Genomic DNA, 14897 nt, shown 5'->3' with positions numbered 1-14897 from the left:
ATGCTGGATCACGTGGAGCGTATTTTTGAAAATATGAAACCGATGATGAAGAAGCTTAAGAAAGCTTCTTATAAAGAAAATATGGAAATGTTTGTGAGAGAACACGGGCATTATTTCCGGGAGATGACACAGATAACGGAAAGCGCGGAGGATAAGCCGGAAGCTGCGGCAGAGATCGCCAGGGTTTTCGCGGAGAGCGTAGAGAAAAAATTTGCGTCTCCCCGGAACGGAAGGATAGGCGGAGCCCTCCAGATGGATTTGAATTTCTTTATGATCTATTACGTCTTCCCGGCAATCCTGATGACAGGCCACGGGGACGCTGTGCTGATCGCGGACCATCTCAGGGATGAGTGGGGCGGCCGGTTTAAGGACAGCAAGATCCAGTATACGGATTATGATACCCTTTACGGAGCGTTCCGGGAAAAGATATTTGGGATATTTTAGGGATTTTTAGCGCTTTTGGGACTTGCAAAGCAGCGATGACTGTGATAGAATAATCGTGGTTTATCCGCAGGAGGTGTAAAAATGGATGTATTGAAGATTGTTTTAACGATCATTTTTGTTATAGACTGTATTGCGTTAGCTGCGATCATTCTGCTTCAGGAGGGAAAATCGGCAGGCCTTGGTACGATCAGCGGTGCGGCAGATACGTATTGGGGGCATAATAAAGGACGTTCCATGGAAGGAACACTCGTAAAAGTTACCAGGATAGTGGCAGCCCTGTTTATCATTCTGGCAGTCGTACTCAATCTGGGAATCTTTAATTAGTATGAAAAGTACTATATCAGAAGATAATGATCAACGTAAGCACTCTATAATGGTATAGGGTGCTTAAATTATTTTAGAGGCAATTTCAGGAGCACCAGGTACGTGCAGCGAGGAGTGGAACATGGACCAGACATTTGAAAAACGTAAAAAGGTGATATTTGATTTTATCTGTGATGATCTCTATGTGCCGATGAAGATAAAGGAGATCGCCGCTGTGCTCCAGATCCCGGGGGAACAGAGGGGCGAACTTAAGGAAGTGCTGGACGCCCTGGTGGAAGAAGGTAAGATCACGCTCTCGAAACGCGGGAAGTACAGTAAAGGGCATGCGGAACGCCTGAGAGGGGTGTTCCAGGCTAACATGAGAGGGTTCGGCTTTGTGACGCCGGAAGACGGCGGCGGAGACGTATTTATCGCGGAAGAAAACTTAAGCGGGGCTTTCCAGGGGGATGAGGTGGAGTTTGTCATCACTGCGGCGCCGCACGGCAGGCGCAGGGAAGGTAAGGTCGTGCGCGTCATCTCGCACAGTGTCACGCGCGTAGTGGGACTGTATGAGAGCTGCGGGAATTATGGTTTTGTCCGCCCGGATAACCAGAGGTATCTGCACGACATCTATATCCCTGCCGGAAAGGAAATGGGAGCGATGACCGGGCATAAGGTGGCAGTGGAGCTGACTTCCTATGGCGGGGAGCATATGAAGCCGGAGGGGAAAGTCGCGGAGATCATCGGACATGTCAATGATCCGGGTACGGATATCCTTTCGATCGTGATGGATATGGGGATAAAGACGGAATTCCCGGAGAAAGTCCTTGAGCAGGCTGTGCGGGTCGGCAAACCTGTCAGCGAGGCGGACTGCGCGGGACGAAAGGACCTGAGGGCCTGGCAGATGGTGACGATCGACGGAGAAGACGCGAAGGACCTGGATGATGCGGTATCTCTTGTGAAAGAAGGGGAAAATTACCGGCTGGGCGTGCATATCGCGGATGTGGCGAACTATGTGCAGGAGAGGAGCGCTCTGGACAGGGAGGCGTTCGAGAGGGGGACGAGCGTGTACCTGGCGGACCGTGTGATCCCCATGCTGCCTCATGTATTGTCGAACGGGATCTGTTCCCTGAATGCCGGGGAGGACAGGCTGGCGCTCTCGTGCATTATGACGATCAGCCCCTCGGGGGAACTGTTGGACCATGAGATCGCAGAAACGGTGATCTGTGTGGATAAAAGGATGAGCTACAACGGTGTCGCGAAGATCCTGGAGGGAGAGGAAGAGGCTCTGCGTGAAAACGGAGAGGTCGTCCTCATGATCCGGCAGATGAAAGAACTCTCAGATATCTTAAGAGAGCGAAGAGGGCGCAGAGGATCTATTGATTTTGATTTCCCGGAGACGAAGATTGTTTTAGACGAGGACGGGAAGCCGCTGGAGATCAGGCCCTACGAGAGAAATGCAGCCACTAAGATCATAGAGGATTTTATGCTCATGGCGAATGAGACGGTTGCCGAGGAATACTTCTGGCGGGATGTACCCTTTCTTTATCGGACGCATGATACGCCCGACGGGGAGAAGATGCGTCAGCTTTCGGCGTTTATCAATAATTTCGGCTATCACATCCATGTGCGGAATGAAGTGAAGCCCAAGGAGATCCAGAAGCTCCTCGGGAAAGCGGACGGCACTCCGGAGGAGGCGCTGATCAGCCGCCTTGCCCTGCGCTCCATGAAGCAGGCGAGGTATTCCACGGAGAATACGGGACATTTCGGCCTGGCGGCAAAGTATTATACCCATTTTACTTCCCCCATCCGAAGATACCCGGATCTCCAGATCCACAGGATCATCAAGGACAATCTGCGCGGCAGGCTTGGGAAAGGGCGCATCTCTCATTATGCGGAGATCCTCCCCCAGGCGGCTGTCCAGTGCAGCACGAAGGAAAGGACTGCCGAGGAAGCGGAGCGGGAGGTCGTGAAGCTGAAAAAAGCGGAATATATGAGAGGACACATCGGAGAGGAATATGAAGGCGTGATCTCAGGCGTGACCCGGTGGGGGATCTATGTGGAGCTGCCCAATACAGTGGAAGGGCTCGTCCATGTGGCGGATATGCGGGACGACCACTATGAGTTCATAGAGCAGGATTATGAGCTGGCCGGAGTGCACACCGGAAGGACATATAAGCTCGGGCAGAGCGTGAAAGTCCGGGTGACTGGCGCGGATAAGGTGCAGCGCACGGTGGATTTTGAGATCGTTTAGGGAGAAGTAACTATGGCAAAGGCAGAGACAAAGTTGATCGCAAACAATAAAAAAGCATATCATGATTATTTTATACTCGAGAAGTATGAGGCGGGGATCGTCCTCCACGGCACGGAGGTCAAATCTCTCCGAATGGGAAAGTGCAGCATCAAAGAGGCGTTCATACGGGTGGAATCCGGAGAGATGTATATTTACGGCATGCATATTTCTCCCTATGAGAAAGGCAATATTTTTAATAAAGATCCTCTCCGTGTCAGGAAACTGCTCCTCCATAAAAAGGAGATCAATAAGATCTTCGGGAAGATGAAGGAGCAGGGCATCACAGTGGTGCCTCTCCAGGTCTATTTCAGCGGAAGCCTCGTAAAGCTGGAGATCGGACTGGCAAAAGGTAAGAAACTCTATGACAAGAGGGATGATATCGCGAAAAAAGACCAGAGGCGGGAAGCACAGAGAGAATTTAAGGAGAGACTGAGATGATACAGGACATACAGCCGAGACATCTGGATAACCAGTACAGGCCTGTTCCGCCGGACAGGGACAGCTGGGCGTTATACTATGAGGATCACAGGGTGCTTGTGAAGAAAACTCCGTCAGGGATCACATTCCCTAAGTTCGGGGAACTGGAGCGGCTTAATGAGGAGATCTACGAGGATTACATATATCTTTTTTCTGTGGATGATGAGCGCTATTACCTGGTGAGGGATATCAACAGGGAGCCTCTCTCGGATCTTACAATGGAGAATACGGAAATCTTCCGGGCGGCAGATCCCCAGTATCATGCGTTTGCAGGGATTACAGGATATCAGCTTTATAACTGGTATAAAAATCACAAATACTGCGGCAGGTGTGGTAAGATGATGGTGAGGGATGACAAAGAGCGGATGCTCAGATGTGATTCCTGCCACAATATGGAATTCCCGAAGATCTGTCCGGCAGTGATCATCGGGGTGACGGACGGGAACCGGATCCTGATGTCCAAGTACGCGGGCCGGACGTACAAAAAATACGCTCTGCTCGCCGGATTCACTGAGATCGGGGAGACTGTGGAAGAGACAGTGGCAAGGGAAGTAATGGAAGAAGTCGGGCTGAAGGTCAAGAATATCCGGTATTATAAAAGCCAGCCGTGGGCGTTCAGCGATACACTGCTCATGGGCTTTTACTGCGATCTGGATGGCAGCGATGAGATCACCCTTGACCGGGAAGAACTCTCTCTGGCAGAGTGGTTTGAGCGTGAGGAAATCCCGGTCGAGCCGTCGCGAGACAGCCTGACGAATGAGATGATCATAAAGTTTAAGCTGGGCGAGGTTTAAAGCGGACAGTATTCAATGCGCGCCGCAGGGCAGAGAATGCGGGATAAAAAGTCTGGAACAGCAGGGATCCCCTGGCTGGTCAGTATAGAAAACATTTAAGGAGGCTATGAATTATGAGAGCAGAATTTGATGAAAGTTTGGTAACAGGCAATGAGATGATCGATACACAGCACAGGGAGCTGATCGATAAGATCAATAAACTCCTCGACAGCTGCGAGACAAGCAAGGACAAAGTGGTCGCAGTGAAGACCCTGGATTACCTGGCGGATTATACGGAGTTCCACTTCGGGGAAGAGGAAAAGCTCCAGGAGTCTATCCAGTACCCGGGGATCGAAGCCCACAAAAAAGAGCATGAGAAACTGCGCGGAGTCGTAAAAGACCTCTATAATATGCTGGAGGAAGAAGAAGGCCCCTCCGCTGCGTTCGTAGAGCAGGTCAATAAGAACGTCATTGAGTGGCTGTACAGGCATATCAAAGGATTTGACCGGTCAGTGGCAGAGTATAAATTCATGAACGAGAAACTGTAAAATCTGTATTTGTGGGGGAGCCTTCCTTGTGAATATGACGTCCGAAAACCGTTGATGTGATGCGGGACGTTTTCGCGGCGGACGGGGATATGGCTCAGGTTCCGGTTCCGTAATCTGGGAAAGACGTAAAAGGGAGAAAGCATGGCTAAAAGCAATTGTCCGGCGGAAGATTCGGCTCCGCCTCAGGCATCCGCCGGACAATTAACGCCACGCTTCCTCCCTTTAAGTCTTTCCGGCAGATTACTCCAAGTCACCGTCGCCATATCCCCGTCCGCCGCGAAAGGCGCATCAAAGGGGACCGGTTTTCTGCGCGCATCCGATCGGAAGGTCCCCGCAGGCAAATGCAGGATTTCGAAAGTTGGATGAAAGGGGAGCTTCGACGGCGGAACAGGAAGCTTTGTTAAACGGAAGGTGGCATGGACTTCCGGGAGAGGAGTAGCCGTTCGATTTGGCGCAGCGAGCTGCGCCTCTCTTGTTATAGAATTCTGCCAGCTGGGGGAGGGCTTCTTTTGGCGGAAAGGTTTTCCTTGGGGTATGTTTCTGCTGGTTGGAGAAGGTTGCTTTTTGTCGAAGAAGTTCCCCTCTCTCACTACGTTTTTAAACGCTGCATTTGTCGGGGGACCTTCCGTCTTGAACAAAACCAGAAAACAGCGAAGCGCCTTTTTCGAAAACCTTTCAGCACGGGTGTGTGGGTGTCTGAGGTGACTGCGGAGGGGCTTGAAAAAACTTGAAATCCGGGACTATGCGTTAAGATCAGCAGGGGGCTTGTCTGAGGCAACGCCGAGTTGCTCCCTGCTGATCTCTGCTTTTAGCATAGTCCCGGATTTCTTAGTTTTTGCTGCCCCGGAGCCCCGGAGCCGAAGCCACCCACACACCCGTGCTGAATACGTCTTCGGTACACACGCTTCGGTGTTTTCGGACGTTTGACTCTACTGAAGGCTCCCCCCCACAAATACAGATTTACAGATTTAAATGATGCGCCCTCCGCACACGGTTGCTTTGACTTTCCCGTAGAGCTCCCACCCTGTGAATGGTGAGTTGGAGGATTTTGAAGCGTACTCTGTGGGGATCCATTTTTCTTCCGGATCGAAGAGCACCAGGTCCGCTGGCATGCCTTCTTTGATCTGCCCGGCGGGGAGATGGTACAGCGCAGCGGGGTTCAGGGTCATTTTTTCGAGGAGCTGCATCAGCGTCAGATGTCCCGGGCGTACCAGGGAGGTGATGCCCAGGGCGAGGGCGGTCTCAAGGCCGATGATACCGCTGGGCGCTGCTGTGATGGAACGCTCTTTTTCTTCCCTGCTGTGAGGGGCGTGGTCTGTGGCGATGATATCGATGGTCCCGTCGGCGAGGCCGCGGATGATCTCCTGGCGGTCAGCCTCCGTGCGCAGGGGTGGGTTCATCTTTGCCAGGGTGCCGTATTTGAGGACTGCCTCGTCTGTCAGTGTAAAGTGATGGGGCGTTGCCTCTGCGTGGAGATTCGCTCCCATTGCTTTGAACATGCGGACCAACTCGACGGAGCGGCCGGAGCTGATGTGCTGTATGACCACATGGGCACCTGAGCGCAGGGCGAGCATGCAGTCCCTTGCGACCAGCGATTCCTCGGCGATGGACGGTGAACCGTAGATGCCGAGCTGATCGGAGACGGGGCCGTGGTTGATGCCGTTATTTTTTATGAAGGAAGGGTCCTCTTCGTGGAGGCTGACCGGCACATCCAGTTCCCTGGCTTTTTCCATGGCGCTGTAAAGGAAGGCGGCATTGCGGAGCGGAATGCCATCGTCCGTAAAGCCGCAGGCTCCTGCGGACTTCAGGGCCGCCATGTCAGTCATTTCCTCGCCTTTTAAAGAGCGTGACACGGATGCAGCCTGGTAGATGTGGATCTTTTCTTCTTCTGCGCGGGTAAGGATATCCTTCAGCACCGGCAGGGAATCAACGACCGGCGAAGTGTTTGCCATGCATATGACAGAGGTAAAGCCTCCGCGCGCGGCGGCGAGCGCACCTGTGTGGAGTGTCTCCTTGTGGGTGAATCCCGGGTCGCGGAAGTGGACATGAGTGTCAATGAGCCCGGGAGCCACCGTCAGTCCGCCGGCGTCCAGGACTTCTTCTGACGGAGTGGCGGGGATGTCTGCGGAGATCTCGCGGATCACGCCGTCTTCTATACGGATATCATATACTCCGGCACGCTGAGTGCCGGGATCTGTTACAAAACCATTTTTAATGAGCATAAGCAACCTCCTGAGAGAATGTTTTAAATGTTTCCGGTTTCAGTATATCTTATCCCGGCCGGGCTGGCAAGGCGCGGAGAGGGGAAGGCGCGGAGAGGGGAAGGTGCGGGGGGGAGGAGGCGCGGGAGAAAGAAGAATGGGCAGGGGGCAGCGTTACTATTGCATAAGCATAAAAATGCCGGGAGGGCAGCGCCTGCGTACCGCAGACATCCCTCCCGGCTCATATCCGGGCAATGTGTATCCTCTCCTCCGTGTTTTATACGTGGCGGTAGAGATGACGCGGTATACCGTCCACTACGATAGGAGATACATCACCCTGGATGAGGGGGCGTACATAGCTGATGAATTCATCTGTCACATAAGTGCCGTCTTCTGTCACCCATTCACGCGGCACGAGCTTTTCGTCATTGGCGATCTTGTGTACGTCTTTGACTTCGGTGCTGCACTGATACGGATCATCTGAGATGCGTTTCAGGACTACCATCTTACCGGAGTCGCCTTCGTCCGCCGCTTTTACTGCCGCGCCTCCGACCTGGGAAGCCTCCAGGATATCTACTCTGGAAGAGCAGTGGGAAGCAGAGCGCTGGAGCGTGCTCAGCTCAATGGAGCGTGTCTTGCATCCGATCTCTCCTGCGATGTAGCTTGCGAGATAATTCGCTGTGCCGGAGAGCTGTTTGTGCCCGAATGCGTCGACGAAGTCAATGCTCTGCCCGAGCTCGCACACATAGCGGCCGTCCGGCAGGCGGATCCCTTCGGATACGGCGACTACGACGGATGGCTTCCGGGACAGGAGCTCTTTTACCTTATTCCCGAATGCCTCGACGTCGAAGGGCAGTTCTGGCAGGTAGATGAGATCCGGGCCTGCGCAGTCTTCGCCTTTTGCGAGGGCAGCCGCGCCGGTAAGCCAGCCGGCATTGCGTCCCATGATCTCCACGATGGACACCAGCCCTTTGCTGTATTCAAGGCAGAAGCTGTCGCGGATGATCTCCTTGACAGAAGTGCCGATATATTTTGCGGCGCTCCCGTATCCCGGTGTGTGGTCAGTGAGCGCCAGGTCATTGTCTATGGTCTTCGGGCATCCGATAAACCGGGTCTTATATCCGGTGACAATGGCGTAATCAGACAGTTTTTTGATCGTGTCCATGGAATCGTTCCCGCCGATGTAGATAAAGGCTTCGATGTTCAGCTTTTCGAGAATGCCGAATATTTTTTCGTAGACTTCTCTGTCTTCATGGATCTCGGGCAGCTTATAGCGGCACGAGCCGAGGAAGGCTGCGGGCGTCCGCTTCAGGAGTTCTGCATCGAGGTCGTTGGTGATATATTCGGCCAGGTCGATATAGCGCTCCTGGAGCAGTCCCTGGATCCCGTGGAGCATTCCGTATACCTTAGCTGCTCCGCGGTCTCTGGCGGTGCGGTATACGCCTGCCAGGCTTGAGTTAATGGCAGCGGTCGGCCCACCGGACTGCCCGACGATTACATTTCCTTTCATGTCATAGTACCTCCGTTCTGTGATGCTGCCACGGAAACTGTTTCCCGCGGCGCTATACTAACAGTTTAGTGCATAATCACGAATTTGTAAATGATAAAATAGAATATATGTGCAAAATAACGAAAGACGGCAAACGACAGGAATCGGATGGGCGGGACGTGTTATACTGGGATAAAATCAGACAAGAGGGCGCTGTCCGCGAAAGGCAGTGCGGAAAGAGAGGCGGAAATGAAAAAATATGATTATCTGATCGTTGGAGCCGGGCTGTATGGTGCGGTCATGGCATATGAGCTGGGGAAGAAGGGCAGGAAATGCATGGTCATTGACCGGCGGGACCACATCGCGGGCAATATTTACTGCGAGGATGTCGAGGGGATCCATGTGCATAAATATGGCGCACATATTTTCCATACTTCTGATAAAAAGGTATGGGATTATATCAATCAGTTTGCGGAGTTTAATAATTATATCAACTCTCCTGTCGCGGTCTACAGGGATGAACTTTATAACCTTCCGTTTAACATGAATACGTTCAGCAAGATGTGGGGGATCCGCACTCCCCAGGAGGCGAAAGATATCATTGAAAAACAGAGGAAAGAGACCGGGATCACGGAGCCGAAGAATCTGGAGGAGCAGGCACTGTATCTGGGCGGGCGCGACATCTATGAGAAACTGATCAAAGGGTATACGGAGAAGCAGTGGGGCAGGAAATGCACGGAGCTCCCGGCGTTTATCATCAAAAGACTGCCGTTCCGCTTTATTTATGACAACAATTATTTTAATGACCGGTATCAGGGGATCCCGATCGGAGGGTATACTCCCATCGTTGAGAAGATGCTTGAGGGCGCGGATGTGAGGACAGGAGTTGATTTCTTCCGCCTTCGCGAGGAAGAGCCGGATATCGCGGAGAAGATCATCTTTACGGGACAGATCGATGAATATTTCGGATATAAGCTCGGCGCGCTGGAATACCGGTCTGTGCGGTTCGAGACAGAGGTGCTGGACTGTGAGAATTACCAGGGGAATGCGGTCGTGAACTATACGGACCGGGAAGTGCCCTATACCCGTGTGATCGAGCACAAGCATTTTGAGTTCGGGACACAGGAAAAAACCGTTATATCCAGGGAGTATTCCTCTGAGTGGAGTGTGGGCATGGAGCCTTATTATCCGGTGAACGATGAGAAGAATAATGAGCTGTTCCAGGCATACAGAGAACTGGCGGAAAAAGAAGAAAACGTAGTCTTTGGCGGAAGGCTGGGCAGCTATAAATATTATGATATGGATAAGGTCATCGCTGCGGCGCTGGAACAGCTTGAAAAAATGCAGTGATCAGGGTATGATATCTGTAATCTGGACGGTCTGTCCGGGTATCTGTTCATCATCAGTTTCTGATGGATTTCATTAGGGCATGGACGGATGCACAGGCGGCGCGGGAGCAGAGGGAGCTTCCGCGGCCGCTGATATCGCAGCCGCGGACAACAGCATATGGAAGAAATGTATGAAGTTCTGAGGTTTATCGAGCATGGGGCGCACTGCAGGCAGAGCATGGACTGTATACGGGGGAAACTTCTGGTCCATTATCTGAAGGAACACCAGGGGATTGGGAAGGCGGAACTGTTCCGGTGGTTCCGTCAGCTTGGCGTATGCGTAGACCAGTATCACAGATCGCGGAAGCAGAGGGAGTACCGGTATCTGAATCCATACAGCATAGTGGTCTCTGAGGAAGGCGGGCTCTGCCTGTTGGATCTGGAAGCTCCGGGCAATGGGGATGTGCTGAAGCAGATGCAGAGGCCTGCTGTCAGGGAGGGCTTTGTAAAACCTGTCTGCGAGATGCGTGCGGGCGGCCAGAGTGCGGATCTCTTTGCCTATGGAAAGACGATCCAGTTCCTTCTGGCGTATACGCAGACGGATGCAGACCTTACGAGATGGGAGGAGATACGCCTCTCCAGGGTGATAGACCGGTGTACGGGAGAAGCAGGAAAGCCCTACGGGGATATCAGCCAGGTCTTGCGGGATCTGCCAGCGGTGCGGGTAAAGAAACGGGCAGGAGTGAGGAGCAGAGATCCGGGCAGATCCGGGGAGAGAAGGAAAAAGCTGCTGGCAGCGGCGAGTGCGTGTACCGCTGTGTGTGCATTCCTGACATTGGGAAATGACGGGGCGGCTTCGGGCGGGGAGATCCCTGGAAGTGCCGTGGATGGCGGCGTCCTGTCAGGGAGTGCGGGACTGTCTGCCGGCACAGGCCTTCCCGGCGGCAAGGATCTGTCTGCCGGCACAGACCTTCCCACCGGTACAGATCTGTCCGCCGGGAAGCTGGCGGGGGAAGTGGACGTCCTGGCAGCCGCGGACAGGCTGCTGAAAGAGTATGCGGCGAGTGAGGACCTGGGAGAACTCCGCGGGACACTGGGGATGGTCCGGGAGATCGAGCTCAATGCCGTGTGGTGCCTGGCTGAGACATATGATAAGCTGGATATGGAAGAAGCTCTGGAGACATACGAAAGGCTCATACAGATTGAAAAAGATCCGGAGAAGCTGGAAGATGCGCTGGGGAGAAAAGAGGAACTGGAAGCGGAAGGCATATTGGAGAGAGAAGAAGCGTCGGGACAGCAGGATGCGGAAATGGAAGAAGAGGAAGAAAACATCCCGTAAAAGGGAGGATGCCGGGTGACCGATCGGCTCGGTCCCCGGCATGTATTATGAAAAAGTTTATTCAAAACAACTTGTTAACGTCTTGGTCATTGGCTGTTTCTCTTTCGATGGTTACAGTATATGGGAGAGAAATGAAGAAAACATGATGAGTTGGTGAAAGATTTTTATACAATAAATGAACAAATTATGAACGTATGAAAACGGTAAAAGACCGATGGGGGAGCCATCGGTCTTTTGAGGGGAGTATAAATAATTAATAAGGGGTTGTAGAAAATAACCTTTCTACAAAAAATAGTATAATATACGGAAATGGAAAAAGCAAGCAAAAAATAAAATAAATCCGTTATTTTGAAAAGATTTCAGTAAGTGGATTGTAATCTGGTAAAAGCAGGGACAAAATGTTATTATTTTTACGTTACTATCAATCGGTATATGAAATGGAGAGGGAAAAGGTGAAAAGGAAAGAAAAAGCATTGGCGCTGCTGCTTTCAGCAGTGTGCGCAGTCCCGGGAGTGGGTGTTCTCCCGGTGCAGGCGGAAGTGTCCGCAGCTGTGTCTCTGGAAGAGGGACTTACCGGGTATTGGAATTTCGACGGCGGGGACCCTATGGCGAATCTGGCCCCGGAGGCCAGCCTGACTGCTTCTCTGAGCGGCAGCGCGGTCAGCGTCCAGCCGTCAGAGGATGAGGGCTTCGGAAATGTCCTGCGGTTCGGGGAAAGGCAGGGGGAAAGTGCGAAGATGACGGTGGCTTCCGGGCTGAATTCGGGCGGCGGAGATTTTTCGGTCAGCCTGTGGGTGAACAATTCCCCGGCGCAGAACGGCTCAGTGAAAACAGTCGTCCTGCAGCAGACAGGAAACGGACGGACACTGCTGTACAGACAGAACGGTCAGTATGTAACTTACATTTCGGCAGCGGACGTCGCGATGGGCAGCAGCACAGGCTCGGATGTGTGGGAGCATCTTGTGCTCGTAAAAACAGGAGAGCCGTCTGCGTATGAGGTGACGCTCTATGTGAACGGTGAGGAGGAAAGCACAAAGGATCTGAGTTCCGGTGCTGTAAATGCGGTGACGGATCTTTTGATCGGCGCCCACAAAAATGCCGGTGATACCGGCCAGTTTGTAGGGGATGTGGACGAGCTGCGCCTGTATAACAGAGCTCTGTCTCAGGAAGAAGTGCAGGCTCTCTATGCAGAGCATGAGGATGTGGTGCTGGAACAGCAGATCCAGGGGATCCGGGATGAACTGTCAGCCCTGATCCAAAGGGCGGAGGAACTCTGTGCACAGGGAGAGGAAGATCCGGCAGTTCCCGAGAGGGATGCGCTGACAGCCGCGATCGACAGCGCAAAAGAAGTCCTGGAGAGCACGGATGCCTCAGCGGTCACGGCTGCTCTGGATGCGCTGGAAAACGCGCTGGATGAGTACATGGATGTTTCTCTTACGCTTACTGTGGATCCCCAGGATGTGACCCGGGAGATCGACGACGGCATCTTCGGCATCAACCACCGTTATGCATTTAACGGATACGGGAGTTTTGACCCGGAAACGATGCAGATCAAAGAAGAGTTCTCACAATTATATACGCAGGCGGGATTCGGTTCCCTGAGATATCCGGGCGGCACGATCTCGAATCTGTTTAACTGGAAGGATACGATCGGACCGAAGGAAGAGCGTGTGGCCCAGATCCACGGATTTTATAATAATTCCGGCCAGCACGGCATTGAGCCAAACTTCGGGCTTGACGAGGCGGCGGAGTTCACGCGGGAGCATGACTCGGAGCTGGTATATGTATACGCCCTGGCGCGCGGGGATGCGGACGATGCGGCGGACCTGATCGAGTATCTGAACGCGGAGGTGGGATCCAACCCGAACGGCGGCACGGCATGGGCTGAAGTGCGCGCGGCGAACGGTCATGAAGCTCCGTACAATGTGAGGTACTTTGAGATCGGAAATGAGATGAACCAGGGCGGAGCGGACGGAACGACCGCGCAGACCTACTGGATCGATGATGTACCGGGCGGTGCGCTTACTGGATATATCAATGGCGGCACAGCGTCTTTTTCCGGTCAGTATGTGGTGGCGAAGGATGACTGGAACCAGACGGCTTCCTACTCAGACGGCACGGCGGATCAGACGTTCTATCTGCGCTATGCGCGCGTAGAACGGGACGAGAAGGCTGAGGACTATGCATCCTTCACGGCGGTAAATAAAGGAAGCGTGAAGATCTATGCGGGAGGTACTCAGTGGACGGAAGTACCTGATCTGGAAACAGCCGGGGCGGATGCGCAGGTTTACTCCGTAGACTACAAGACGGGGGCAGTGCATTTCGGAGACGGCACGCACGGGGCAATCCCTCAGAGCGGTCAGCAGATCACTGCCGATTACAGTGTGGATCGGGACGGATTTGTACAGATCTCTCAGGCGATGCGCAGCACGATGGATCAGATCAATGAATATAACAGCGGGAACGGGCTGGCAGAGAAAGAGATCCATATTTACTCCAGCTTTGAGACGGAAGGTTTCGTCAACCAGATGCATGAAAGCGGGAATGATGATCTGTACGACGGACTGACGATCCATCCGTATTCCGGTACTCCGGCGGGAGGGAGCAGCACGGAAGAGTCCAGGAAAACCTTCTATTACGATGCGATGCTCAAGGGCGACGCAAAAGCGGCTGACGTTGAAAATTATGTGACCCTTATGCAGAAATATGACCAGACCAAAGTCCCGGTGATCTCAGAGTATGGGATCTTCCGTTCGACGGATACTATGGTGCGGTCTCAGACGCATGCACTGTACATCGCGCGTGCGATCATGGAGTACGTGCGGCTCGGCAGCCCATATATCCAGAAACACTGCCTTGTGGACTGGTATTCGGAAGGGGCAGATTCGCTCGGGCCTACTCAGCAGGCAGTGATCCAGGCGGTGAGCACCGGAGGCTCGACGGCGGACGGCACAGGAGAGTTCCGCTTCTTCTCAACGCCGAGCGCCAGTGTGTTTGAGATGTTGAACGGCTCTTTCGGCGACCAGGTCATCAGCAGTTCCCTGAATTATGAGCAGCAGTTGGACAACGGAGTGGATCAGTATTCTGTGATGACGTCAAAAGATGCAGAAGGAAATATCTATGCGGCGATCGTAAACCTGAACCTGGAAGGCGAGAATAAAATGAACATCCGGATCGAAGGACAGAATCTGACAGGAAGGACCATGGAAGTGCAGAGCCTGTCAGGGGATTCGTTCTACGCGGAGAATACGCTGGACCATCCTGACAATGTAAAGATCGACAGGAGTGAAGCGGAGATCGGCGGGACGGATGCCGTTGTCACGCTGGCGCCGCATTCGTTTACAGTTGTAAAGATCCACGCTGCCCAGGGTGAAGGCGGAAGCGGGACTGAAGAACCGGATCCGGAAATCCCGACAGATCCGGATCCGGAGAAGCCGGGCGGAGAAGATCCGGACGTGGAAGATCCGGGAGCAGGAGATCCGGCTGGCCCAGGGAAGCCGTCAGGGGCAGAAGGTTCCCAGAATGCGGGCTCGTCCGCAGACGCGGGGAAGGATACAGATGTTCCGGTGACAGGAGAAGGGCGCGGTCTGGCAATGTTTGCCATACTGTGTATCTTTTCCGGGATGGGTGCTGTATACCTGGGATACCGCAGGGTGAAAAACGGATAAATTAAAAATGAATAAAAAATGCCGTGGGTTGAGA

Annotated in this window: 11 protein-coding genes; 9 read left to right on the top strand and 2 right to left on the bottom strand. The window is 53.1% G+C overall.

Features of this window, described 5'->3' with window-relative positions; translation table 11 throughout:
• The 6 genes from B5G27_RS05500 (at position 1) to B5G27_RS05475 (ending at position 4838) form a co-directional block, all read left to right on the top strand.
• Entirely contained in the window at positions 1-444 is a 444-nt protein-coding gene (locus tag B5G27_RS05500; protein WP_087177928.1) for a hypothetical protein, read from the top strand.
• Positions 445-525: 81 nt separating this feature from the next.
• Positions 526-768 (top strand): preprotein translocase subunit SecG, encoded by a 243-nt coding sequence (gene secG / locus B5G27_RS05495; protein ID WP_087177927.1) that lies wholly within the window; start codon positions 526-528, stop codon positions 766-768.
• 121 nt (positions 769-889) lie between these two features.
• Entirely contained in the window at positions 890-3001 is a 2112-nt protein-coding gene (gene rnr / locus B5G27_RS05490) for a ribonuclease R (protein WP_087177926.1), read from the top strand.
• A gap of 12 nt (positions 3002-3013) precedes the next feature.
• Positions 3014-3478: an SsrA-binding protein SmpB gene (gene smpB, locus B5G27_RS05485; protein ID WP_087177925.1), complete on the top strand. Its 465-nt coding sequence runs from the start codon at positions 3014-3016 to the stop codon at positions 3476-3478.
• Positions 3475-4311, top strand: a complete 837-nt coding sequence (gene nudC / locus B5G27_RS05480; RefSeq protein WP_087177924.1) for an NAD(+) diphosphatase — start codon at positions 3475-3477, stop codon at positions 4309-4311. Before smpB ends, nudC begins: the two co-directional genes overlap by 4 nt.
• Positions 4312-4424: 113 nt before the next feature.
• Positions 4425-4838: a bacteriohemerythrin gene (locus tag B5G27_RS05475; protein ID WP_087177923.1), complete on the top strand. Its 414-nt coding sequence runs from the start codon at positions 4425-4427 to the stop codon at positions 4836-4838.
• A 968-nt stretch (positions 4839-5806) separates the two neighbouring features.
• Here the strand turns inward: B5G27_RS05475 and B5G27_RS05465 are convergent.
• Complete coding sequence (locus B5G27_RS05465) at positions 5807-7060, bottom strand: dihydroorotase (RefSeq protein WP_087177921.1); 1254 nt, start codon at positions 7058-7060, stop codon at positions 5807-5809.
• A gap of 256 nt (positions 7061-7316) precedes the next feature.
• Positions 7317-8549 (bottom strand): 6-phosphofructokinase, encoded by a 1233-nt coding sequence (locus B5G27_RS05460; RefSeq protein WP_087177920.1) that lies wholly within the window; start codon positions 8547-8549, stop codon positions 7317-7319.
• A gap of 228 nt (positions 8550-8777) precedes the next feature.
• On the opposite strand from B5G27_RS05460, the gene glf reads away from it, so the two are divergent.
• The 3 genes from glf to B5G27_RS05445 all read left to right on the top strand — a co-directional run bounded on the left by glf (position 8778) and on the right by B5G27_RS05445 (position 14863).
• The gene (glf, locus tag B5G27_RS05455) at positions 8778-9878 is read left to right on the top strand and encodes a UDP-galactopyranose mutase (protein WP_087178156.1); all 1101 of its coding nucleotides are present in this window, start codon (positions 8778-8780) and stop codon (positions 9876-9878) included.
• Positions 9879-10034: 156 nt separating this feature from the next.
• Positions 10035-11195, top strand: coding sequence for a hypothetical protein (locus tag B5G27_RS05450; RefSeq protein WP_143449649.1), 1161 nt, complete (start codon positions 10035-10037; stop codon positions 11193-11195).
• Between the two features lie 452 nt (positions 11196-11647).
• Positions 11648-14863: a LamG-like jellyroll fold domain-containing protein gene (locus B5G27_RS05445; RefSeq protein ID WP_162611196.1), complete on the top strand. Its 3216-nt coding sequence runs from the start codon at positions 11648-11650 to the stop codon at positions 14861-14863.
• Positions 14864-14897: the final 34 nt, after the last annotated feature.

The organism is Lachnoclostridium sp. An76 (assembly GCF_002161355.1).
Classification (GTDB): Bacteria; Bacillota; Clostridia; order Lachnospirales; family Lachnospiraceae; genus Mediterraneibacter; species Mediterraneibacter caccavium.
Note: the sequence above shows the minus strand (reverse complement) of the source record. Positions and strands in the feature narration are given on the sequence as shown.

Excerpts from the sequence above, each read along its gene's own strand:
- smpB (WP_087177925.1), top strand. The coding sequence starts at position 3,014 with ATGGCAAAGGCAGAGACAAAGTTGATCGCAAACAATAAAAAAGCATAT.
- B5G27_RS05460 (WP_087177920.1), bottom strand. The coding sequence starts at position 8,549 with ATGAAAGGAAATGTAATCGTCGGGCAGTCCGGTGGGCCGACCGCTGCC.
- secG (WP_087177927.1), top strand. The coding sequence starts at position 526 with ATGGATGTATTGAAGATTGTTTTAACGATCATTTTTGTTATAGACTGT.
- nudC (WP_087177924.1), top strand. The coding sequence starts at position 3,475 with ATGATACAGGACATACAGCCGAGACATCTGGATAACCAGTACAGGCCT.
- rnr (WP_087177926.1), top strand. The coding sequence starts at position 890 with ATGGACCAGACATTTGAAAAACGTAAAAAGGTGATATTTGATTTTATC.
- B5G27_RS05465 (WP_087177921.1), bottom strand. The coding sequence starts at position 7,060 with ATGCTCATTAAAAATGGTTTTGTAACAGATCCCGGCACTCAGCGTGCC.
- glf (WP_087178156.1), top strand. The coding sequence starts at position 8,778 with ATGAAAAAATATGATTATCTGATCGTTGGAGCCGGGCTGTATGGTGCG.
- B5G27_RS05450 (WP_143449649.1), top strand. The coding sequence starts at position 10,035 with ATGGAAGAAATGTATGAAGTTCTGAGGTTTATCGAGCATGGGGCGCAC.
- B5G27_RS05475 (WP_087177923.1), top strand. The coding sequence starts at position 4,425 with ATGAGAGCAGAATTTGATGAAAGTTTGGTAACAGGCAATGAGATGATC.
- B5G27_RS05500 (WP_087177928.1), top strand. The coding sequence starts at position 1 with ATGCTGGATCACGTGGAGCGTATTTTTGAAAATATGAAACCGATGATG.